Below are 22,225 nucleotides of genomic sequence, written 5' to 3'. Positions count from 1 at the left end.
GTGCCCCCCGAGATGCCCCCCGCGACGCCCCCCGAAGACCGCCCCGCCCGCAGCCCCCTGCACGAGCTCGCCGACGCCCACGGCATCGCCACCCGGTACGAGAACTCGGACCAGGTGTGGGTCGAGGTGGACGACGACGTCGTCGTCGCCGTGCTGCGGCAGTTCGGGGTCGACGCGACCGGCGAGGACGCGATCGGCGCCGCGCTGGCCGCCGTACGCGAAGCCCGGCCGGCGGGCGCGCTGCCGCCGACCATCGTCGTCCAGGAGGGCGTCACCCGGGCGCTCGGCACGGACGCCGAGGTCGTGCTCGAAGACGGCACCCGCCGTCGGGTACAGGGCGAGCTGCCGGCGGACCTGCCGCTCGGCTGGCACCGGGTGGTCACCGCCGAGCAGGACGTCGTGCTCGCCGTCGTCCCGGCGAAGCTGCCCGCCGTCCACCCCGCCTGGGGCTGGATGCTGCAGCTCTACGCCCTGCACTCGGCCGGCTCCTGGGGCATCGGCGACTACGCCGACCTCGCGACGTTCGCGGCCCGCTCCGCCACCGAGCTCGACGCCGGCGTGCTGCTGGTCAACCCGGTCCAGGCCTTCAGCCCCGCCCACCCCGTCGAGCGCTCGCCCTACTCGCCGGCGAGCCGCCGCTTCGCCAACCCCGTCTACCTGCGCGTCACCGCCACCGAGACCTTCGAGCGGGCCGACGACGCGACGCAGGAGGCCGTCCGCTCCCTGGCCCCGGACCGCGACGGCGAATTGATCGACTACGACGCCGTCTGGACGGCCAAGCGCGCCGCGCTCGAGCTGCTCTGGCCGCACCGCGTCGAAGACCTGCCCGAGGACGACGACCTCCGCGGCTTCGCCGTCTTCTGCGCTCTCGCCGAGCAGCACGGCGCCGACTGGCGGGACTGGCCCGAGCCGTTGCGCGACCCGGCCGGCCCCGAAGTCGCCGAAGCACGCGAAGAGCTGAAGGACCGCGTCGGCTTCTACGTCTGGCTCCAGCACCTCTGCCGCGAGCAGCTGGCCGAGGCCCGGCGCGCCGCGCGTGACGCCGGGATGACCGTCGGGATCGTGCACGACCTGCCGGTCGGCGTGCACCCCGGCGGGGCCGACACCTGGGCCGGGCGCGACGTCTTCGCCGCCGATGTGCGGGTCGGCGCGCCGCCGGACGCCTTCAACCAGCAGGGCCAGGACTGGAACCTGCCGCCGTGGCGGCCGGACAAGCTGGCCGAGGCCGGGTACGCGCCGCTGCGGGACGTCATCCGGGGCGTGCTGCGCTACGCCGACGGCATCCGCGTCGACCACATCGCCGGGCTCTGGCGGCTGTGGTGGATCCCGCCGGGCGAGCCCGCGCACCGCGGCACCTACGTGCACTACGACGCCGAGGCGATGGTCGGCGTGCTGGCGCTCGAAGCGCACCGCGCCGGCGCGGTGGTCGTGGGGGAGGACCTCGGCACGGTCGAGGACGTCGTCACCGAGACGCTGCACGAGCGCGGCATGCTCAGCTCGGCCGTGCTGTGGTTCCAGCGCGACTGGGACGAGCCGGGCAAGCCGTTCACCCCGCCCGCGAAGTGGGACCCGGACGCGATGGCCAGCATCTCCACGCACGACCTGCCGACCGTGGCCGGCTGGCTGGCCGCCGAGCACGTCCGGGTCCGCGCCGAGCTGGGGCTGCTGGACCGCGGCGTCGAGGCCGAACGCGCGGCCGCCGCGGAAGAACGTCAAGCCCTGTGGGAACTCCTTGCCCGGGAAGGGATCCCGGACGACGACCCGGTCGTCGCGCTGCACACGCTGCTGGCCTCGGCCGCGTCCCGCCTGGTGCTGACCTCGCCGGCCGACGTCGCGGGCCAGGTGCGGCAGCCGAATCTGCCCGGCACGGTCGACCAGTACCCTAACTGGCGGATTCCCCTTCCCGTCAGCGTCGACGGCTTCTTCACCGCGAGGGGAGTGCGCGCCGCGGTGGCGCCGCTGGCTGCGGCGCGTCCGTTGCCCGGATAACGGGTATACGGCAGCGCACGACCCCCTGTGATGCGCGTCCGCGAGTGCGGACGCCCCGGTACCACCCGAAGCTCGAGGAGACACCAGTGCGGCCCTGGCCCGGAACGCCCTATCCGCTCGGCGCCACCTACGACGGAGTCGGGACGAACTTCGCCCTGTTCTCCGAAGTGGCCGAGCAGGTCGAGCTGTGCCTGTTCGACGGCGAAGGCAACGAGTCGCGGCACGCGCTCGAAGAGGTCGACGGCTTCGTCCACCACGGTTACCTGCTCAACGTCGGCCCCGGCCAGCGCTACGGCTTCCGCGTGCACGGACCGTACGACCCGAGCCGCGGCCTGCGCTGCAACCCGAACAAGCTCCTGATCGACCCCTACGCGAAGGCCGTCTCGCACGGCGTGAAGTGGGACGAATCACTGTTCGGCTACCAGTTCGACAACCCGGAGGAGCGCAACGACGCCGACTCGGCGGGGCGCGTGCCGTACTCGCTGGTGGCGAACCCGTTCTTCGACTGGGGCAACGACCGCCAGCCGCGGCGGCCCTACAACGAGACGGTCATCTACGAGGCGCACGTCAAGGGCATGACGGTGAATCACCCGTTCGTGCCGGAAGCACTGCGCGGCACGTACGCCGGGATGGCCCACCCCGCCGTGGTCGAGCACCTGCAGAAGATCGGCGTCACCGCCGTGGAGCTGCTGCCGGTGCACCAGTTCGTCTCCGACCACGGCCTGGAGGAGAAGGGCCTCACGAACTACTGGGGCTACAACACGATCGGGTTCTTCGCGCCGCACGACGCGTACGCGGCGATGCCCGGCGAGGGCGGCCAGGTCCAGGAGTTCAAGGGCATGGTCAAGGCCTTCCACGAGGCCGGCATCGAAGTGATCCTCGACGTGGTTTACAACCACACCGCGGAGGGCAACCACCTCGGGCCGACCCTGTCGATGCGCGGCATCGACAACGAGGCCTACTACCGGCTGGTGGAGGGGGAGCCCGAGTACTACATGGACTACACGGGCACCGGCAACTCGATGAACGTGCGCAACCCGCACACGCTGCAGCTGATCATGGACTCGCTGCGGTACTGGGTGACCGAGATGCACGTCGACGGCTTCCGCTTCGACCTCGCTTCGGCGCTGGCGCGGGAGTTCTACGACGTCGACCGGCTGTCCACGTTCTTCGACCTCGTGCAGCAGGACCCGATCGTGAGCCAGGTCAAGCTCATCGCCGAGCCGTGGGACGTCGGCCCCGGTGGCTACCAGGTCGGCAACTTCCCTCCCCTGTGGACGGAGTGGAACGGGCAGTACCGCGACACCGTCCGCGACTTCTGGCGCGGCGAGCCGTCGACGCTGGGGGAGTTCGCGTCGCGGATCACCGGCTCGTCGGACCTCTACCAGGACGACGGCCGCCGCCCGTTCGCGTCGATCAACTTCGTCACCGCCCACGACGGCTTCACGCTGCGGGACCTGGTGTCCTACAACGAAAAGCACAACGAGGCCAACGGCGAGGACGGCCGCGACGGCGCCGACGACAACCGCTCGTGGAACTGCGGTGTCGAGGGCGAGACCGACGACGCGCAAGTGAACGAGCTGCGCATCCGCCAGCAGCGCAACATGCTCGCCACGATCCTCCTGTCGCAGGGCGTGCCGATGATCCTGCACGGCGACGAGATCGGCCGCACCCAGCAGGGCAACAACAACGTCTACTGCCAGGACTCCGAGCTCGCCTGGATGGACTGGGAGCTGGCCAAGCAGAACGCCGGCCTGGTCCGGTTCACCGGCGGGTTGACGGCGTTCCGGCACCGGCACCCGGTGTTCCGCCGCCGCCGCTTCTTCCAGGGCGGCCCGGTCGGCAAGGGCGACAAGCTCGGCGACATCGCCTGGTTCACCCCGACCGGCGAGGAGATGACCGAGCAGAACTGGGACGACGGCTTCGGCAAGGCCGTCGTGGTCTTCCTCAACGGCAAGGCCATCCCCGACCTCGACCCGCGCGGCATGGCGGTGGAGGACGACTCGTTCCTGCTCGCCTTCAACGCGCACTACGAGGACATCGACGCCACGCTGCCGGGCAACGGCTACGGCGAGGCGTGGACGGTCGTCGTCGACTCCGCGACCGGCGAGGTCGAGCCCACGGACGCGGAGCCCATCGAGGGCGGTGGCAAGCTGACGCTGCCCGCCCGGTCCCTGATCGTGCTGCAGCGGACGGAGACGGAATGACGGTTCCGGAGTCGACCTACCGGGTGCAGCTGCGCCCGGAGTTCACCTTCGCCGACGCCGCCGAGCTGACCGGTTACCTGCGCGACCTGGGCATCGGCGCGCTCTACGCGTCGCCGGTGCTCGACGCGACGCCGGGCTCGACCCACGGGTACGACGTCGTCGACCCGACCAGGGCGCGGCCCGAGCTGGGTGGCGAGGAAGCCCGCCAGGAGCTGTCCAAGCGGCTCCGGGAGGCCGGGCTCGGCCTGGTCGTCGACATCGTGCCGAACCACATGTCGGTGGAGACGCCGAAGGTGAACCGCTGGTGGTGGGACGTGCTCACGCACGGCCGCGACTCGGCGCACGCCGCCTTCTACGACGTCGACTGGGACCGCGGCCCGATCCTGCTGCCGGTGCTGGGCGACGACGACGCCGTCGGCGAGCTGACCGTCGAAGGCGACGAGCTCGTCTACTACGACCACCGGTTCCCGATCGCGCCCGGCACCGGCGACGGCACGCCGCAGGAGGTGCACGAGCGCCAGCACTACCGGCTCGTGGGCTGGCGGCGTGGCAACGCGGAGCTGACCTACCGCCGGTTCTTCGACATCACGAACCTGGCCGCGGTCCGCGTCGAGGATCCGGTGGTGTTCGCCGAGACCCACGGCGAGGTGCTGCGCTGGGTCGCCGACGGCGACGTCACCGGCCTGCGCGTCGACCACCCGGACGGCCTCGCCGACCCGGGTGGCTACTTCCGGCGGCTGCGGGAGAACGCGCCCGGCGCGTGGATCGTCGCGGAGAAGATCCTGCACCCGGGCGAGCCGCTGCCGCAGACCTGGCCGGTCGACGGCACCACCGGCTACGACGCCCTGCGCGAGATCGCCGGGGTCTTCGTCGACGCGGCCGCCGAGCCCGCCTACACCGCCTTGGCGGACGAACTCGGCGTCCGGACCGGCTACCACGACGTCGAGGCCGAGGCCCGGCGCCTGGTCACCGACCGGATCCTGGTCGCCGAGGTCCGGCGGATCGCGGCGCTGCTGCGGTTCGACAGCGAGCAAGCCCGGGAAGCCGTCGCCGAGACCATGGTGGCGTTCCCGGTCTACCGCTCCTACCTGCCCGAAGGCGAGCAGCACTGGGCGACGGCGATCGCCGCGGCCCGGGAAGCCCGGCCTGACCTGGGTGAAGCGCTGGACGCCCTCGACACGCAGGTGCGGGCCGAGCCGGACGGCGAGCTGGCCACACGGATCCAGCAGACGTCCGGCATGGTCGTCGCGAAGGGCACCGAGGACACCACCTTCTACCGCTACACCCGGTTCGCCGCGCTCAACGAGGTCGGCGGCAACCCGGACCGGTTCGGCCTGGACGTCGAGGAGTTCCACCGCCTCGCCGCCGCGCGCGACGCCGGCTACCCGGCCGCGATGACCACGCTGACCACCCACGACACCAAGCGGTCCGAGGACACCCGGGCCCGCGCGACGGTGCTGGCGGAGCTGCCCGGCGAGTTCGCCGGCGCCGTCCGCCGCTGGACCGCGCGCCGGGGGATCGCCGAGCCGTCGCTCAACCTGCTGGCCTGGCAGACGCTGGTGTCGACCTGGCCGATCGAGCCGCCCCGGCTGCGGGACTACCTCGACAAGGCGGCCAAGGAGGCCAAGCTCCGGACCAGCTGGACCGACCACGACGAGGAGTTCGAGAAGGCCGTCGCGGCCTGGCCGGACGACGTCATGGGCGACGCCGAGCTGGCCGCGGACATCGCGGCGTTCGTCGGCCGGATCGAGGGCCCGGGCTGGAGCAACTCGCTCGGCCAGAAGCTGGTGCAGCTGACCGCCCCGGGCGTCCCGGACGTCTACCAGGGCACCGAGCTGTGGGACTTCTCGCTGGTCGACCCGGACAACCGCCGTCCGGTCGACTACGCGGCCCGCCGCGAGATCCTGGCCCGGATCGTCGACGGCGAGCAGCCGGAGATCGACGCCTCGGGCGCGGCGAAGCTGCTGGTGACGCACAAGGCGCTGAAGCTGCGCCAGGAGCACCCCGCGCTGTTCCACGGCTACCGCCCGCTGCGCGCCGAGGGCGTCGCCGCGGACCACGTGCTGGCCTACACCCGCAGCCCCGGCCTGGTCGTCGCGGTGACGCGGCTGCCGATCGGCCTCGCGGCCGCGGGCGGCTGGCGCGACACCGTCCTGCCGCTGCCCGACGGCGTCTGGACCGACGTCCTGACCGGCCGGGACGCCACCCCGGACGTGGCCACGCTGTTCGGCCGCTACCCGGTGGCCCTGCTCGTGCGAGGAGACGCATGACGTTCACCGTGTGGGCCCCGTCGGCCGAGCGCGTCCGCGTCCAGGTCGACGCCGATGTGCACGAGATGACCCGGGGCGAGGGCGGCTGGTGGTCCGCCGAAGCCGAGGGCATCAACTACGCCTTCCTGATCGGCGACTCCGACGAGCCGCTGCCGGACCCGCGGTCGCGGTGGCAGCCGCACGGCGTGCACAAAGAATCACGCGTCTACGACCACGCCGAGTTCGACTGGACGGACGACGCCTGGCACGGGCGGCAGCTGGCCGGCGGCGTCGTCTACGAGCTGCACATCGGCACCTTCACCCCCGGTGGCACCTTCGACGCCGCGATCGACCGGCTCGACCACCTGGTGGAGCTGGGCATCACGCACGTCGAGCTGCTGCCGGTGAACTCCTTCGACGGCACCGCGGGCTGGGGTTACGACGGCGTCCTCTGGGGCGCGGTCCACGAGCCCTACGGCGGGCCGGACGGGCTGAAGCGGTTCGTCGACGCGGCGCACGCGCGCGGCCTCGCCGTGGCGCTCGACGTCGTCTACAACCACCTCGGGCCCTCGGGCGCCTACCTCGACCGGTTCGGGCCGTACTTCGCCGGCCAGAACGACTGGGGACCCGGGCTCAACCTCGACGGGCCGGGCTCGGACGAGGTCCGCCGGTACGTCGTCGACAACGCGCTCGCGTGGTTCCGCGACTTCCACCTGGACGCGCTGCGCCTGGACGCCGTCCACGCGCTGCTCGACCGGCGGGCCGTCCACCTGCTCGAACAGCTCGCCGTCGAGGTCGAGACGCTGTCGACGGCGCTGAACCGGCCGCTGACGCTGATCGCCGAGTCCGACCTCAACGACCCGAAGCTCGTCACGCCCCGCGAGCGTGGCGGCTACGGCCTGCAGGCCCAGTGGTCGGACGACTTCCACCACGCGATGCACGTCCGGCTGACCGGGGAGGACGAGGGCTACTACGCGGACTTCGCCGCGCCGGACGCGCTCCAGCGCGTGCTCCACGACGTCTTCTTCCACGCCGGCACCTGGTCGTCGTTCCGCGAGCGGACCCACGGCCGGCCGGTGGACACCCGGAGCGTGCCCGGCCACCGCTTCCTCGCCTACCTGCAGGACCACGACCAGATCGGCAACCGCGCGGCCGGCGACCGGCTCTCGGCCACCGTGCCGGCGGGCCGGCTGGCCTGCGGCGCGGCCATCCTGTTCTGCTCGCCGTTCACGCCGATGGTGTTCATGGGGGAGGAGTGGGCGGCGAGCACGCCGTGGCAGTTCTTCGCCTCCTTCCCGGACCCGGAGCTGGCCGAGGCGGTCCGCACCGGACGTCGTCGCGAGTTCGCCCGGCACGGCTGGGGCGAGACCGACGTCCCCGACCCGATGGACCCGGCCACGGTCGAGCGCTCGCGGCTCGACTGGGCCGAGGTGGACCAGCCGGAGCACCGGGAGGTCCTCGACCTCTACCGCGCGCTGATCCGGCTGCGCCGCGAGCGGCCCGAGCTGGCCGACCCGTGGACGCCCGACCTGCGGATCGACGCCGCGCCGGACGGGTCGTGGCTGGTGCTGCGGCGCGGCGGGCTGCGACTGGCGTGCAACTTCGGCCCGGGCGACGTCACGCTGCCGCTCGGGGCGACGAAGGAACTGCTGGCCTGGGCTCCGGCCACCTTGGACGGTGGGGCCGCGCACCTGCCGCCCGAGACCTTCGTCCTGGCCGAAACGACACCCTGACGGCGGTTGCCCGGCGGCCACTCGACCGCCGGGCGCGCGCACCCCGGCCGGGATCTGGGACGATTCAGGAATGGCTACCCGACCCTCCGCCGACCACGTCCTCGCCGGACGCCCGTTCCCGCTCGGCGCCCACCCCGAGGCGGGCGGGGTCCGGTTCGCCATCACCTCCGCCGTCGCGGACGCCGTCGACCTCTGCCTGATCGACGCCGACGGCTCGCAGCGGCGGATCGCGCTCACCGAACGCACGTTCGGCGTCTGGCACGGCCTGGTGCCCGGCGTGACGCCCGGGCAGCGCTACGGCTACCGCGTCCACGGGCCCTACGACCCCGCCCGCGGCCTGCGCTGCAACCCGCACAAGCTGCTGCTGGACCCGTACGCCCGGCAGATCACCGGGCAGCTCACCGACCTGACCGCCGCCCAGGGCTTCACCGGCGACCCGGACCGCGGTCCGATGTCCACAGTGGACTCACTGGGCAGCGTGCCGCTGTCGGTCGTCACCTCGCCCGGCGGCCCGGACACCGGGGCGCACCCGGAGGTGCCGTTCGAGGAGGCGGTGATCTACGAGGTGCACGTCAAGGGCTTCACCCAGCAGCACCCGTTCATCCCCGAGGCGCTGCGCGGCACCTACCTGGGCCTGGCCCACCCGGTGGCCATCGAGTACCTGACCCGGCTCGGTGTCACCTCGGTGGAGCTGCTGCCGGTGCACACGTTCCTCGACGAGCCGTCCCTGGTCCGCGGCGGCCGGCACAACTACTGGGGGTACTCGCCGCTCGGCTTCTTCGCGCCGCACGCGGCCTACGCCAGCGAGCCCGGCCACGAGGTCGAGGAGTTCCGGCTGATGGTGGCGGCGCTGCACGCGGCCGGCATCGAGGTGATCGTCGACGTCGTGTTCAACCACACCTGCGAGGGCGGGCCGGACGGGCCGACGCTGAGCTTCCGCGGGCTCAACGCGCCGGTGTACTACCTGCACACCGACCGCGGCCACATGGCCGACATCACCGGCTGCGGCAACACCCTGGAGGCCGGCTCGCCGACCGTGGTCCGGCTGGTGACCGACTCACTGCGCTACTGGACGCAGGAGCTGGGCGTCGACGGCTTCCGGTTCGACCTGGCCAGCACGCTGGGCCGGCCGCGCGGCGGCGCGTTCGACGCCGCCTCGACGCTGCTCACCGCGATCACCACCGACCCGGTGCTCTCGCGCTGCAAGCTGATCGCCGAGCCGTGGGACGCGACCGGCGAGGGCTACCGCGTCGGCGGCTTCGGCGCCCAGTGGGCGGAGTGGAACGGCCGCTACCGCGACACGATCCGCGACTTCTGGCGCGGCGCGACCGGCGTCCGCGACCTGGCCTACCGGCTGTCCGGTTCGTCGGATCTGTACGACCACAACCTGCGCCGGCCGTGGCAGTCGATCAACTTCATCACCGCCCACGACGGCTTCACGCTGCGGGACCTGGTGTCCTACAACGAAAAGCACAACGAGGCCAACGGCGAGGACAACCGCGACGGCACCAACGACAACCGCTCGTGGAACCACGGCGCGGAGGGGGAGACGGGCGACGCGGAGATCCGCGAGCTGCGCACCCGGCAGGCGCGGAACCTGTTCGCGACGCTGCTGCTGTCCACCGGCACCCCGATGCTCACCGCGGGCGACGAGTTCTGGCGCACCCAGCACGGCAACAACAACGCCTACTGCCTCGACGACGAGACGTCCTGGTTCGACTGGACGCCGGGGGACACCGAGGCCGAGACGATGCTCGCGTTCGCCCGCCGCGTCGTCCGGCTGCGCGCCAACAGCCCGGCGCTGCGGCAGCCGGAGTTCTTCGAAGGCCGGACCACGCCGACCGGCAAGCCGGACCTGGTCTGGTTCCGCCCGGACGGCGAGGAGTTCGGCGAGAGCGACTGGTTCGCCGACCGCCGCACGCTCGGCATGTGGATCGACGGCTCCAACAGCCAGGCCCGCAACCGCGAGGGCGCGCTGGTGCCGGACCACTCGTGGCTGCTGTGGCTGCACGCGGGCGACGAAACCACGGAGGTCGTCCTGCCGGGCCGCGAGTACGGCGAGACGTTCAAGCCGACGCTGGACACCAGCACCGGCGACGGCAGCCCGGGCAACCCGGGTCCGCTGGAGCCCAAGAGCCGGGTGACGCTCCAGTCCCGTTCCCTGCTCCTGCTCCGCGCCCCGCGCCTCGCGGCCGAACCCCCGGCCGAACCCTACTGACGCGTACCCGAAGGGTCGGCTCGCGTACCGGGAAGGTCGGCTCGCGTACCGGGAAGGTCGGCTCGCGTACCCGGAGGGTCGGACAGCGAGCCGACCGCCTGGGTACGCGAGCCGACCGCCTGGGTACGCGAGCCGACTGTCCGGGTACGTGAGCCGACTGTCCGGGTACACCGCCGTCCGGCCGTAACCCGCCGGACATCCGCCGGGAACCTTTGTGCGGAAAGCGTTTCACTCGAACGAGTCTGGGTACAGAACAAGAGAGCCCTGCCTCGATCGTGCGTGATCGAGTCGGGCAGACTGACGACGCCTGCGTCCACACCCATAGATCGAGGGGCGTTGCCCATGACCGGCCGGCTCGGTATCGACGACGTCTCCCCCAGCGTGAGCTGCGGCCGGTATCCGGCCAAAGCCGTTGTGGGGGAACACATTCCCGTCACCGCGACGGTCTGGAGAGAAGGCCATGACGCCGTCGCGGCCACCGTCGCGTGGCGCGGTCCCGGCGACCGCCTGACGCGCCAGGCGCGGATGGTGCCGCGCGGACCCGACCACCCGGACGAGTTCGCCGCGGTGATCGTCCCCGACGTCACCGGGCTCTGGACCTACCGGATCGACGCCTGGAGCGATCCCTGGGCGACGTGGGAACACGCCGTCGAGGTGAAGGTCGCCGCCGGGCAGGGCCCCGAGGACCTGGCCAACGACATCGAGAACGGCGCCCGGCTGCTGGAGCGCGTCTCCCGGCGGCCGGACCGCCGGGCCGAGAAAGCGCTCCTCACCGGCGCGGTCGTCGCGCTGCGCAACGACGAGCTGAGCCTCGCCGAGCGCGTCGGGCCCGCGCTGTCGCCGGAGGTCCGCCAGCTCATGCACGAGTTCCCGGTGCGCGAGCTGATCACCAAGGGCAAGCCGCTCAAGCTGTGGGTCGACCGCAAGCGCGCCGCCTACGGCTCCTGGTACGAGCTGTTCCCGCGCTCCACCGGCGGCCTCGACGCCGAGGGCAAGGCCGTGCACGGCACGTTCACCACCGCCGCGGCCGCGCTCGACCGGGTCGCCAAGATGGGCTTCGACGTCGTCTACCTGCCGCCGATCCACCCGATCGGCCGGGTGAACCGCAAGGGCCCCAACAACACCCTCGACGCCACCCCGGACGACGTCGGCTCGCCGTGGGCCATCGGCGCCGACGAGGGCGGGCACGACGCCATCCACCCGGACCTCGGCACCTTTGACGACTTCGACGCCTTCGTCGCCCGCTCGGCGGAGCTCGGCATGGAGGTGGCGCTCGACTTCGCGCTGCAGGCCGCGCCCGACCACCCGTGGGTCCTCAAGCACCCCGAGTTCTTCACCACCCGGCCGGACGGTTCGATCGCCTACGCGGAGAACCCGCCGAAGAAGTACCAGGACATCTACCCGATCAACTTCGACAACGACCCCAAGGCCGTCTACGAGGAGATGCTGCGCGTCGTCCTGGTCTGGGTCGAGCACGGGGTCAAGGTCTTCCGGGTCGACAACCCGCACACCAAGCCGCCGGACTTCTGGGCCTGGCTGATCCAGTCGGTGAAGGACGCCCACCCGGACGTCCTGTTCCTGGCCGAGGCGTTCACCCGCCCGGCGCGGCTGTGGGGCCTGGCGCGGCTCGGCTTCACCCAGAGCTACACCTACTTCACCTGGCGGACCGGCAAGCAGGAGCTGATCGACTTCGCCGTGGACCTGCGGGACCACTGGAACGAGGGCCGGCCGAACCTGTTCGTCAACACCCCGGACATCCTCCACGAGTCGCTGCAGCGCGGCGGCCCGGGCATGTTCGCGCTGCGGGCCGCGCTCGCCGCGACGATCGCGCCGACGTGGGGCGTCTACTCGGGCTACGAGCTGTTCGAGCACGCCCCGGTCCGCGACGGCAGCGAGGAGTACCTGGACTCCGAGAAGTACCAGCTGCGTCCGCGCGACTTCGACCGCGCGCTCGCCGAAGGCCGGTCGCTGGAGCCGTGGATCGCGAAGCTCAACGCCGTCCGCCGCGCGCACCCCGCGCTGCAGCAGATGCGCACCCTGCACTTCCACCACATCGACAACGACGCGCTGCTGGCCTACTCCAAACAGGACCCGGCCACCGGCGACACCGTCGTCACGGTCGTGACGCTCGACCCGTACGGGCCGCAGGAGGGCACGTTGTGGCTCGACACCGGCGCGCTCGGGTTCGAGGCGCACGAGCGGCTGATCGCCCACGACGAGGTCACCGGGGACACCTGGGACTGGGGGCAGGCCAACTTCGTCCGGCTCGAACCGTGGCGGGCCGTGGCCCACGTGGTGTCGGTGCGGCGCCGGCTGGCCGGGTAGACGGGAAACGCGGGAAAGTGCGGGAAGTGCGGGACTTGAGGGACGAGGTGGAACACATGGCGGAGGAGACTCGCCCCGACGCGGCGCTCGGGCTCGAGGGCGTGCCGCACACCGGTGAGGCCATGACGGCCGACGGGATGCTGGTCGAACCCCAGGCCGAGGATTTCCGCTCGGCGCAGCAGGCGCCGAGCAACCCGGCGTGGTTCAAGGGCGCGGTGTTCTACGAGGTGCTGGTGCGCGCCTTCGCCGACTCGAACGGCGACGGCACCGGCGACCTGCGCGGCCTGGCCGGCCGGCTGGACTACCTGGCGTGGCTGGGCATCGACTGCCTGTGGCTGCCGCCGTTCTACGCGTCGCCGCTGCGCGACGGCGGGTACGACATCAGCGACTTCCGGGCCGTGCTGCCGGAGTTCGGCAGCGTCGAGGACTTCGTCTTCCTGCTGAACGAGGCGCACCGGCGCGGCATCCGCGTGATCACCGACCTGGTGCTCAACCACACGTCGGACGCGCACCCGTGGTTCCAGCAGTCGCGCAGCGACCCGGACGGCCCGTACGGCGACTACTACGTGTGGAGCGACGACGACTCCCGCTACGCCGACGCGCGGATCATCTTCGTCGACACCGAGTCGTCCAACTGGACGTACGACCCGGTGCGCGGCCAGTTCTACTGGCACCGGTTCTTCTCCCACCAGCCCGACCTGAACTTCGAGAACCCCGACGTCCAGAACGCCATGATCGACACCCTGCGGTTCTGGCTGGACCTGGGGATCGACGGCTTCCGCCTCGACGCCGTGCCGTACCTGTTCGAGCAGGAGGGCACCAACTGCGAGAACCTGCCGCGCACGCACGAGTTCCTCAAGCGCTGCCGCAAGGTCGTCGACGACGAGTACCCCGGCCGGATCCTGCTGGCCGAGGCGAACCAGTGGCCCTCCGACGTCGTCGAGTACTTCGGCGACCCGGCGGTCGGCGGCGACGAGTGCCACATGGCGTTCCACTTCCCGCTGATGCCGCGGATCTTCATGGCCGTGCGCCGCGAGTCCCGGTTCCCGATCTCGGAGATCCTCACCCAGACCCCGCAGATCCCCGACGGCACCCAGTGGGGCATCTTCCTGCGCAACCACGACGAGCTGACCCTCGAGATGGTCACCGACGAAGAGCGCGACTACATGTACACGGAGTACGCCAAGGACCCGCGGATGAAGGCCAACATCGGCATCCGCCGCCGGCTGGCCCCGCTGCTCGACAACGACCGGAACCAGCAGGAGCTGTTCACGGCGATGCTGTTGTCCCTCCCGGGCTCGCCCGTTCTGTACTACGGTGACGAGATCGGCATGGGAGACAACATCTGGCTCGGCGATCGCGACGCGGTGCGCACACCCATGCAGTGGACCCCGGACCGCAACGCCGGGTTCTCCTCCTGCGACCCGGGCCGGATCTACCTCCCGGTGATCATGGACCCGGTCTACGGGTACCAGGGCCTGAACGTCGAAGCCCAGTCCAACAACGATTCCTCCCTGCTCAACTGGACCCGGCGGATGATCGAGGTGCGCAAGCAGCACCACGCCTTCGCCGAAGGGGAGTTCGTCGACCTCGGCGGCTCCAACCCGAGCGTGCTGGCCTACAAGCGCCAGTGGCGGCGCCCGGACGGCGGTGAGGACACGGTGCTCTGCGTGAACAACCTCTCCCGCTTCCCGCAGCCGGTGGAGCTGGACCTGTCCGCGCACCGCGGGTGCGTGCCGGTCGAGCTGACCGGCGGCGTGCGCTTCCCGGGCATCGGGGAGCTGTCCTACCTGCTGACGCTGCCGGGGCACGGCTTCTACTGGTTCCAGCTGACGACCCCGGGAGACGAAGGCGAAGCGAGGTGAGTTCCGTGTCCGAGACCAGTGAGCTGGTCGACGCACTGACCGGCGATCTGGCCCGGTGGCTGCCGGCCCAGCGCTGGTTCGCCGGCAAGGACCGGCCGGTGACCGGTGTCCGGCCGCTCGGCGTGACCGAGCTGGTCGAAGGCGACCCGCAGCTGCTGCACCTGGTCATCGAGGTGATCCAGGGCGACCGCCGCGAGCCCTACCAGCTGCTCGTCGGCCGGCGGACGCACCCACCGGAGATCGCGTCGGGCAGCTGGATCGTCGCTGGTGGCGACCTGAACGCCTACGAGGCGTCCGCGGACGCGGACCTGACCGGCGTGCTGCTGGACCTGATGGCGAGCGAGGGGCGCGTCGGCGCGCTCGGCTTCGGGCACGAGCCCGGCGTGGAGCTGGAGACCGGGCTGCGCGCCCGGCCGATCTCGTCGGAGCAGAGCAACACCTCGCTGGTCTACGGCGGCCAGTACATCCTCAAGCTGTTCCGCAAGCTGACCCCGGGCCAGAACAAGGACCTGCTGCTGCACCGCGCGCTGCAGAAGGTCGGCAGCAAGCACATCGCGCAGCCGCTCGGCTCGATCACCGGCGACCTGGACGGCGAGCCGACCACGGTCGGCATGCTCCAGCAGTTCATCCCGGACGCGGTCGACGGCTGGGCGATGGCCACCACCAGCGTCCGCGACCTGATGGCCGGCCCGGAGCGGCACGCCGAGGAGGTCGGCGGCGACTTCGCCGGCGAGGCCGAGCGGCTGGGCCGCGCGGTCGCCGAGGTGCACGCGGACCTGGCCGCGGCGCTCGACACCGAAGGCGTCGACGCCGACGAGCTGGACCGCACGATGAAGGCCATGATCGCGCGGCTGGAGACCGTCGCCGGGCAGGTCCCGGAGCTGGCCGCGTACGCGCCGGCGCTGCGGGCGTCGTTCGAGACGCTCCGGACGCTGCCCGCCGACTCGGTCTCGATGCAGTTCATCCACGGCGACCTGCACCTGGGCCAGGTGCTGCGGACGGTCACCGGCTGGCTGCTCATCGACTTCGAGGGCGAGCCCGCGGCCCCGGTCGAGGAGCGGCACGCGCTCAGGTCGCCGTTGCGCGACGTGGCGGGCATGCTGAGGTCGTTCGACTACGCCGCCCAGCAGATGCTGGTCGGGCAGCCGGACGACCCGGAGCTGGCCGAGCGGGCGCAGGAGTGGTCGGCCCGCAACCGCACGGCGTTCTGCGAGGGTTACGCCGCGATCGCGGCGGACCCCCGGGACCAGGGTGAGCTGCTGCGCGCGTTCGAACTGGACAAGGCGATCTACGAAGTGAGCTACGAGTACGCGAACCGGCCCGACTGGCTGGGCGTCCCGCTCGCCTCGATCGCCCGGATCATGCGGGGAGATGGGTGAAGAACGTGAACGCGGTACCGGAAGAACTGCCGGACGCGGCCCCGCCGGCCGCCGACATCGACCGGCTGCTGGCCGGCTCGCACCACGACCCGCACTCGGTGCTGGGTGTGCACGCGGTGGGCAAGGGGTTCGCGGCGCGGGCGCTGCTGCCCGGCGCCAAGGCCGTCGCGCTGAGCGTCGGCGAGCACCGGTACCCGATGGAGCCGGTGATCGACGCGCTGTTCGCCGTCGCCGTGCCGGAGCACCCCGGTGACTACCGCCTGGAAGTCGAGTACGACGGCCACAGCGTCACCGCCGACGACCCGTACCGCTGGCTGCCCACGGTCGGCGAGCTGGACCTGCACCTGATCGGCGAAGGCCGGCACGAGCGGCTCTGGGAGGCGCTCGGCGCGCACGTGCGCTCGTACGACACGCCCGGTGGAGCCGTCGAGGGCACGTCGTTCGCCGTCTGGGCGCCCAACGCCCGCGGCATCCGCGTGATCGGCGACTTCAACGGCTGGGACGGGCGCGGGCACGCGATGCGCTCGCTGGGCTCGTCCGGGATCTGGGAGCTGTTCGTGCCCGGCGTCGGGACCGGCGCCTGCTACAAGTTCCGGATCCTCGGCGCCGACGGGAACTGGCAGGAGAAGGCCGACCCGATGGCGTTCGGCACCGAGCTGCCGCCCGCGACGGCGTCGGTCGTCACGCGCACGGCGTACAGCTGGGAAGACGACGAGTGGGTCGCGCAGCGCGAAGCGACCCAGTGGGCCGCGGCGCCGATGAGCGTCTACGAGGTCCACCTCGGCTCGTGGCGCCCCGGCCTGGACTACCGCGAACTGGCCGACCAGCTGGGCGACTACGTCGTCGAGACGGGCTTCACGCACGTCGAGCTGCTGCCGGTGTCGGAGCACCCGTTCGGTGGCTCGTGGGGCTACCAGGTGACGTCGTACTACGCGCCGACGTCCCGCTTCGGCTCGCCCGACGACTTCCGCTACTTCGTCGACCGCCTGCACCAGCGGGGGATCGGCGTGCTCGTCGACTGGGTGCCCGCGCACTTCCCGAAGGACATCTGGGCGCTGGCGAAGTTCGACGGCACCGCGCTGTACGAGCACGCGGACCCGCGCCGCGGCGAGCAGCCCGACTGGGGCACGCTCGTGTTCGACTTCGGCCGCAACGAGGTCCGCAACTTCCTCGTCGCCAACGCGCTGTTCTGGATCGAGGAGTTCCACCTCGACGGGCTGCGCGTCGACGCGGTGGCGTCGATGCTCTACCTCGACTACTCCCGCAAGGAAGGGGAGTGGCTGCCGAACCAGTACGGCGGCCGCGAAAACCTGGACGCGGTGCGGTTCCTGCAGGAGCTGAACGCGACCGTCTACAAGCGACACCCGGGCGTGGTGATGGTGGCCGAGGAGTCGACCGCCTGGCCGGGCGTCACCCGCCCGACCCACCTGGGCGGCCTCGGCTTCGGCTTCAAGTGGAACATGGGGTGGATGCACGACACGCTCCGCTACCTGTCCCACGAGCCGATCCACCGCGCCTACCACCACAACGAGATGACGTTCTCGCTCGTGTACGCGTGGAGCGAGAACTTCGTCCTCCCGCTGTCGCACGACGAAGTGGTGCACGGCAAGGGATCCCTGTGGGGCCGGATGCCGGGCGACGACTGGAACAAGGCGGCCGGGCTGCGCTCGCTGCTGGCGTTCATGTGGGCCCACCCGGGCAAGCAGCTGCTGTTCATGGGCGGCGAGTTCGGCCAGCCGCAGGAGTGGTCCGAGCAGCGGTCGCTCGACTGGCACCTGCTCGACGAGCCGCTGCACCGCGGCGTGCAGGACCTGCTGCGGGCGCTGAACTCGGTGTACAAGACGACGCCGGCGCTGTTCAGCCAGGACACCTCGCCGGAGGGCTTCGCCTGGATCGACGCCAACGACTCCGGCGGCAACGTCCTGAGCTTCCTGCGCATCGGCGCCGACGGCTCGCGGCTGGCGTGCGTCGCCAACTTCGCCGGCGTCCCGCACCACGACTACCGGGTCGGCCTCCCGTCCGCGGGCCGCTGGCGCGAGGTGGTCAACACCGACGCCGAAGCCTACGGCGGCTCGGGCGTCGGCAACCTGGGCGCGGTGGAGGCGGTCACCTCACCGTGGCACGGCCAGCCGGCCTCGGCGATCCTCCAGCTCCCGCCCGCCGGAGTCCTCTGGCTCGCCGAAGAGACACCCCCGGCGGTCCCCGAACTCCCGTAGCAGCCCTTCACGCGTGCGCAAAGGGTCGACACGCGTGATCCGGAAGCCGACACGCGTGATGGGAGGGTCGACACGGCCTCAACGGCCGTGTCGACCTCCCAATCACGTGAGTTGACCTCCTAATCACGTGAGTTGGCGTTCTGATCACGTGGGTTGACGCGAAAATGGGTCCGGCGGGCCCGCGTCGCGGGCTTACGATGAGGGCATGGCCGGCGCCGGAGGCGTCCTCGGGAACTTGATCCTGTTCGCCGTGGTCTGCATCATCCCCACGGTGCTCTTCTGGTGCGCACTGCGCGCCCCGGACCTGCTGCGGCGGGCGCGGGAGAAGTTCGCGAAGCCGCAGCCGCAGGGGCCGCCGATCGAGCGGGTCGCCGCGGACCTGCGCCGGGTGCACCGGCTGCTCGTCGACTACCCGTCCGGCACCTCGGCCGCGCGGCGGTACGGCACCCGGCAGGCCTACGACGAGCTGCTCGCCCAGGCCTGCCGCCAGATCGGCGTCCCGCACCGGCTCGCCGAGCTGCCGGAGGGCATGGACCGCGAGATCGAACGCCTGCGCGTCGAGCAGTCACTGCGGGAGCGTGGCCTGGCCGTCCCCTGAGTTGTACGGGACGTGTACGCCCGGCGGCACCCTGGTCCGGCTGTCCTTTGTGGACGCCCCTGGCCTCGGCCGCCGGCCGCCTGCGACGACTACGTCCCGGCGGTGTTACAGCACGATCTCGGCGAGCCGTTCGACGTCGTCGATCTCGTCGGTGGCCGGGTTGAAGATCAGCTCGTCCGCGCCGAGGTCGGCGAACTCCTTCACCGCGGCCCGCACGGCTTCCGGCGTCGTGCGGACGTTGTCCACGACGACCTTGGCCAGCTCGCCCAGGTTGCTGTAGTAGTCGCCGACCTTCGCGCGGCCGGTGTCCGGCTCGCCGAGCGCGTAGTAGACGATGGCGACGAGCCGCGGGTCGCCATCGCGGCCGCCGTCACGCCAGGCCGCACGGGCCTTGTCGAAGGCGTCGGCGACCATCCCGGGCGGCATCGAACCGCCGACGTAACCCTGGCCGTGCTTCGCCATCCGGGCCAGGGCGTTGGGCGCGAACCCGCCGAACAGCAGCGGCACCTCGCGCGTGCCGGCCGGGACCGCCGGATTGTCCCCGCCGCCGACGGGCCGGCCGTTCCACACGTCCCGGTAGACCTCGAGGTCGGCGTCGATCCGCTTGCCGAGCCCCTTCGGGCCGAGCCCGCCGGTGACGAAGTCGTCCGGCCGGCCGCCGATCCCGATGCCGAGGGTGAGCCGGCCGCCGGAGACGCCGTCGATGCCCGCGATCTCCTTCGCCAGCAGCACGGGCGGCCACACGGTGCCGAGCAGGACGTTGCTGACCAGGCCGATCCGCGACGTCGCGCCGGCCGCGGCGGCCAGCGCGACGGTGTCCATCACGCCGGGGTAGGCGATCCGGCCGACCGTGCCGAGCGTCGAGAATCCGGCGGCCTCGGCGCGCGCGGCCCAGCCGGGAAGGAGGGCCGGGCGCATGTCCCGGACCTGGTTCGGCAATCCGATGCCGATCTGCAATGGAGGCTCCTCAGGAAGGAAAATGATCTCCATCCCACCATCCCGGAAAACGAAGAACCCCGCCACGATCGTGGCGGGGTTCTTCGTTGGTACCGAAGGAAAATCAGTCCAGGTAGTCGCGCAGCACCTGGGACCGCGACGGGTGACGCAGCTTCGACATCGTCTTCGACTCGATCTGCCGGATGCGCTCACGGGTCACCCCGTACACCTGGCCGATCTCGTCGAGCGTGCGCGGCTGGCCGTCCGTCAGGCCGAAGCGCAGCCGGACGACGCCCGCCTCGCGCTCGGACAGCGTCTGCAGCACCGACTGGAGCTGGTCCTGCAGCAGCGTGAACGACACGGCGTCGACCGCGACGACGGCTTCGGAGTCTTCGATGAAGTCACCGAGCTGGGAGTCGCCCTCGTCGCCGATGGTCTGGTCGAGCGAGATCGGCTCACGCGCGTACTGCTGGATCTCCAGGACCTTCTCCGGGGAGATGTCCATTTCCTTGGCCAGCTCTTCCGGGGTCGGCTCGCGGCCGAGGTCCTGGAGCAGCTCACGCTGTATGCGGCCGAGCTTGTTGATGACCTCGACCATGTGCACCGGGATGCGGATGGTGCGGGCCTGGTCGGCCATCGCGCGGGTGATCGCCTGGCGGATCCACCACGTGGCGTACGTCGAGAACTTGTAGCCCTTGGTGTAGTCGAACTTCTCCACCGCGCGGATCAGGCCGAGGTTGCCCTCCTGGATGAGGTCCAGGAACGCCATGCCGCGGCCGGTGTAGCGCTTGGCCAGCGACACCACGAGCCGGAGGTTCGCCTCCAGGAGGTGGTTCTTGGCCCGCTCGCCGTCACGCACGATCCACTTGAGATCGCGGCGCATCTGCGTGACGAGCTTTTCGCCCTCTTCTTCGGCCGTGCGCACCCGCTCGGCGGCGTAGAGCCCGGCCTCGATCCGCTTGGCGAGCTCCACCTCCTCCTCCGCGTTCAGCAGCGCGACCTTGCCGATCTGCTTGAGGTAGGCACGCACGGAGTCGGCCGACGCGGTGAGCTCGGCGTCCTTGCGCGCCTGGCGCAGGGCCTCCGACTCCTCCTCGTCCCAGACGAAGTCCGGGTTGTCGGAGCTCTTGGCCGCGGCCGCCTTGTCGGCGGCCGCGCCGCGACGACGCTGCGCCGGGGTCTCCTCGTCGGATTCCTCGTCGTCGTCATCGTCGTCGGCATCCGGCGTGTCGGCGACCGTCTCCTCGACGACGTCGACCTCGACCTCGACTTCTTCCAGGTCCGACAAGTCGGGCGAGTCGAGCTCGCCCTCGATGCCCTCGGGACCGTCGGGCTCGCCGTCCTCGCCCTTGGTCCCGGGCTTCTTCGCCGGTGCCTTCTTGGCCGGAGCCTTCTTGGCAGTGGTGGTCTTGCGCGCCGCTGGCTTCGCCGTCCCGGTGGCTGCCTCTTCGGCCGGCTCGCCGGCTGCGGTCGCTGTCTTCGTCCCGCCTCGGGTTGCGGTTCTTGCGGCTGCCACTTACGCCCTTTCGCAGCGGTCGATCATGACGAGCAGCGGACTAGGAGCCACTGCTGCCTCACATTCGGGGAACAGCCTCGGCCTGCGGTTTTGGCCTCCGCAGCCGTGGGCCGTGTTCCATTGTAACGACGGTACGCGCCTGCGTCGCGAAGCGATCACCCTCCGGCCGGCCGGAGGTGTCGAATCGGCGTCGAAACCGACGCCGGCTCCGGCGCCGGTCTAGTGCTGGATGCCCTCGGCCGCGGCGGCCGCGGCCCCGACGATCCCGGCGTTGTTCAGCAGCTTCGCGACCAGCACCGGGGTCCGGATGTCCAGCAGCGGCACCCATTTCTCGGCCTTCTTGCTGACGCCGCCGCCGACGATGAACAGATCCGGCCAGATCAGGTTTTCCAGCACGGTCAGATAACGGTGCACCCGCTTGGACCATTCGGGGTAGGTCAGGCCCTCGTTGTCCTTCACCGACGCGGCCGCGCGCTTCTCCGCGTCGTGGCCGTCGATCTCCAGGTGGCCGAACTCGGTGTTCGGGACGAGCTTGCCGTCCTGGAACACCGCGCTGCCGATGCCGGTGCCGAAGGTCAGCAGCGCCGTGACGCCGGTGCGCGCGACGGGGTCGCCGAAGCGGATCTCGGCCATGCCGGCCGCGTCGGCGTCGTTGAGCATCGCGACCTGGTCGACGCCGACGCCGAGCCGCTTGGCGAACAGCGCGTCGGCGTCGGTGCCGATCCACTGCTTGTCGATGTTGGCCGCGGTGTGCGCGACGCCCTTCTTCACGACCGCCGGCAGGGTCACGCCGACCGGCCCGCCCCAGCCCGCCTGCGCCACGATCTCGGCGACGACGTCCGCCACCGCCGAGGGGGTGGACGGCTTGGGCGTCTCGATCCGGATCCGGTCGCCGATGAGCTGCCCCCGGTCCAGGTCGACCAACGCGCCCTTGATCCCGCTGCCGCCGATGTCGATGCCGAAACCTCGGCGGGTCGCCTCCACCACGGACGTG

The 22,225-nt window shown here is 71.4% G+C and carries 13 protein-coding genes; 10 read left to right on the top strand and 3 right to left on the bottom strand.

The window, feature by feature from the left end:
- Positions 1–12: 12 nt before the first annotated feature.
- From malQ to OHS58_RS23200, 10 genes are all read left to right on the top strand, one after another.
- Positions 13–1,989: a 4-alpha-glucanotransferase gene (gene malQ / locus OHS58_RS23245; protein ID WP_328649849.1), complete on the top strand. Its 1,977-nt coding sequence runs from the start codon at positions 13–15 to the stop codon at positions 1,987–1,989.
- Between the two features lie 86 nt (positions 1,990–2,075).
- Positions 2,076–4,196 (top strand): glycogen debranching protein GlgX, encoded by a 2,121-nt coding sequence (gene glgX / locus OHS58_RS23240; protein WP_326947685.1) that lies wholly within the window; start codon positions 2,076–2,078, stop codon positions 4,194–4,196.
- Positions 4,193–6,466: a malto-oligosyltrehalose synthase gene (gene treY / locus OHS58_RS23235; RefSeq protein ID WP_328643987.1), complete on the top strand. Its 2,274-nt coding sequence runs from the start codon at positions 4,193–4,195 to the stop codon at positions 6,464–6,466. Before glgX (OHS58_RS23240) ends, treY begins: the two co-directional genes overlap by 4 nt.
- Positions 6,463–8,178 (top strand): malto-oligosyltrehalose trehalohydrolase, encoded by a 1,716-nt coding sequence (treZ, locus tag OHS58_RS23230; RefSeq protein ID WP_328643986.1) that lies wholly within the window; start codon positions 6,463–6,465, stop codon positions 8,176–8,178. The genes treY and treZ overlap by 4 nt, the downstream gene beginning before the upstream one ends.
- 70 nt (positions 8,179–8,248) lie before the next feature.
- A complete protein-coding gene (glgX, locus tag OHS58_RS23225; protein ID WP_326947689.1) occupies positions 8,249–10,396 on the top strand; it encodes a glycogen debranching protein GlgX in 2,148 nt (715 codons plus the stop codon).
- A gap of 342 nt (positions 10,397–10,738) precedes the next feature.
- A complete protein-coding gene (locus OHS58_RS23220) occupies positions 10,739–12,721 on the top strand; it encodes an alpha-1,4-glucan--maltose-1-phosphate maltosyltransferase (RefSeq protein ID WP_326947690.1) in 1,983 nt (660 codons plus the stop codon).
- Between the two features lie 56 nt (positions 12,722–12,777).
- Positions 12,778–14,586, top strand: a complete 1,809-nt coding sequence (gene treS / locus OHS58_RS23215) for a maltose alpha-D-glucosyltransferase (RefSeq protein WP_247063535.1) — start codon at positions 12,778–12,780, stop codon at positions 14,584–14,586.
- Between the two features lie 5 nt (positions 14,587–14,591).
- Positions 14,592–15,965 carry a maltokinase N-terminal cap-like domain-containing protein gene (locus OHS58_RS23210; RefSeq protein WP_247063536.1) on the top strand — a complete coding sequence of 458 codons (1,374 nt, stop codon included), beginning with the start codon at positions 14,592–14,594 and terminating at the stop codon, positions 15,963–15,965.
- Positions 15,966–15,970: 5 nt separating this feature from the next.
- The gene (gene glgB, locus OHS58_RS23205) at positions 15,971–18,181 is read left to right on the top strand and encodes a 1,4-alpha-glucan branching protein GlgB (RefSeq protein WP_326951475.1); all 2,211 of its coding nucleotides are present in this window, start codon (positions 15,971–15,973) and stop codon (positions 18,179–18,181) included.
- A gap of 205 nt (positions 18,182–18,386) precedes the next feature.
- The gene (locus tag OHS58_RS23200) at positions 18,387–18,779 is read left to right on the top strand and encodes a hypothetical protein (RefSeq protein WP_326947692.1); all 393 of its coding nucleotides are present in this window, start codon (positions 18,387–18,389) and stop codon (positions 18,777–18,779) included.
- A gap of 105 nt (positions 18,780–18,884) precedes the next feature.
- Here the strand turns inward: OHS58_RS23200 and OHS58_RS23195 are convergent, their stop codons facing one another.
- The 3 genes from OHS58_RS23195 to ppgK form a co-directional block, all read right to left on the bottom strand.
- Positions 18,885–19,736: an LLM class flavin-dependent oxidoreductase gene (locus OHS58_RS23195; protein ID WP_328643985.1), complete on the bottom strand. Its 852-nt coding sequence runs from the start codon at positions 19,734–19,736 to the stop codon at positions 18,885–18,887.
- A gap of 103 nt (positions 19,737–19,839) precedes the next feature.
- Positions 19,840–21,231 (bottom strand): RNA polymerase sigma factor, encoded by a 1,392-nt coding sequence (locus tag OHS58_RS23190; RefSeq protein ID WP_326947694.1) that lies wholly within the window; start codon positions 21,229–21,231, stop codon positions 19,840–19,842.
- 219 nt (positions 21,232–21,450) lie between these two features.
- On the bottom strand, positions 21,451–22,218 hold the full coding sequence (ppgK, locus tag OHS58_RS23185) for a polyphosphate--glucose phosphotransferase (protein WP_371827686.1): 768 nt from the start codon (positions 22,216–22,218) through the stop codon (positions 21,451–21,453).
- Positions 22,219–22,225: the final 7 nt, after the last annotated feature.

The organism is Amycolatopsis sp. NBC_00348, assembly GCF_036114655.1.
GTDB lineage: Bacteria > Actinomycetota > Actinomycetes > Mycobacteriales > Pseudonocardiaceae > Amycolatopsis.
The sequence above is the reverse complement of the archived record's forward strand: the minus strand, read 5'-3'. Positions and strand labels throughout refer to the sequence as shown.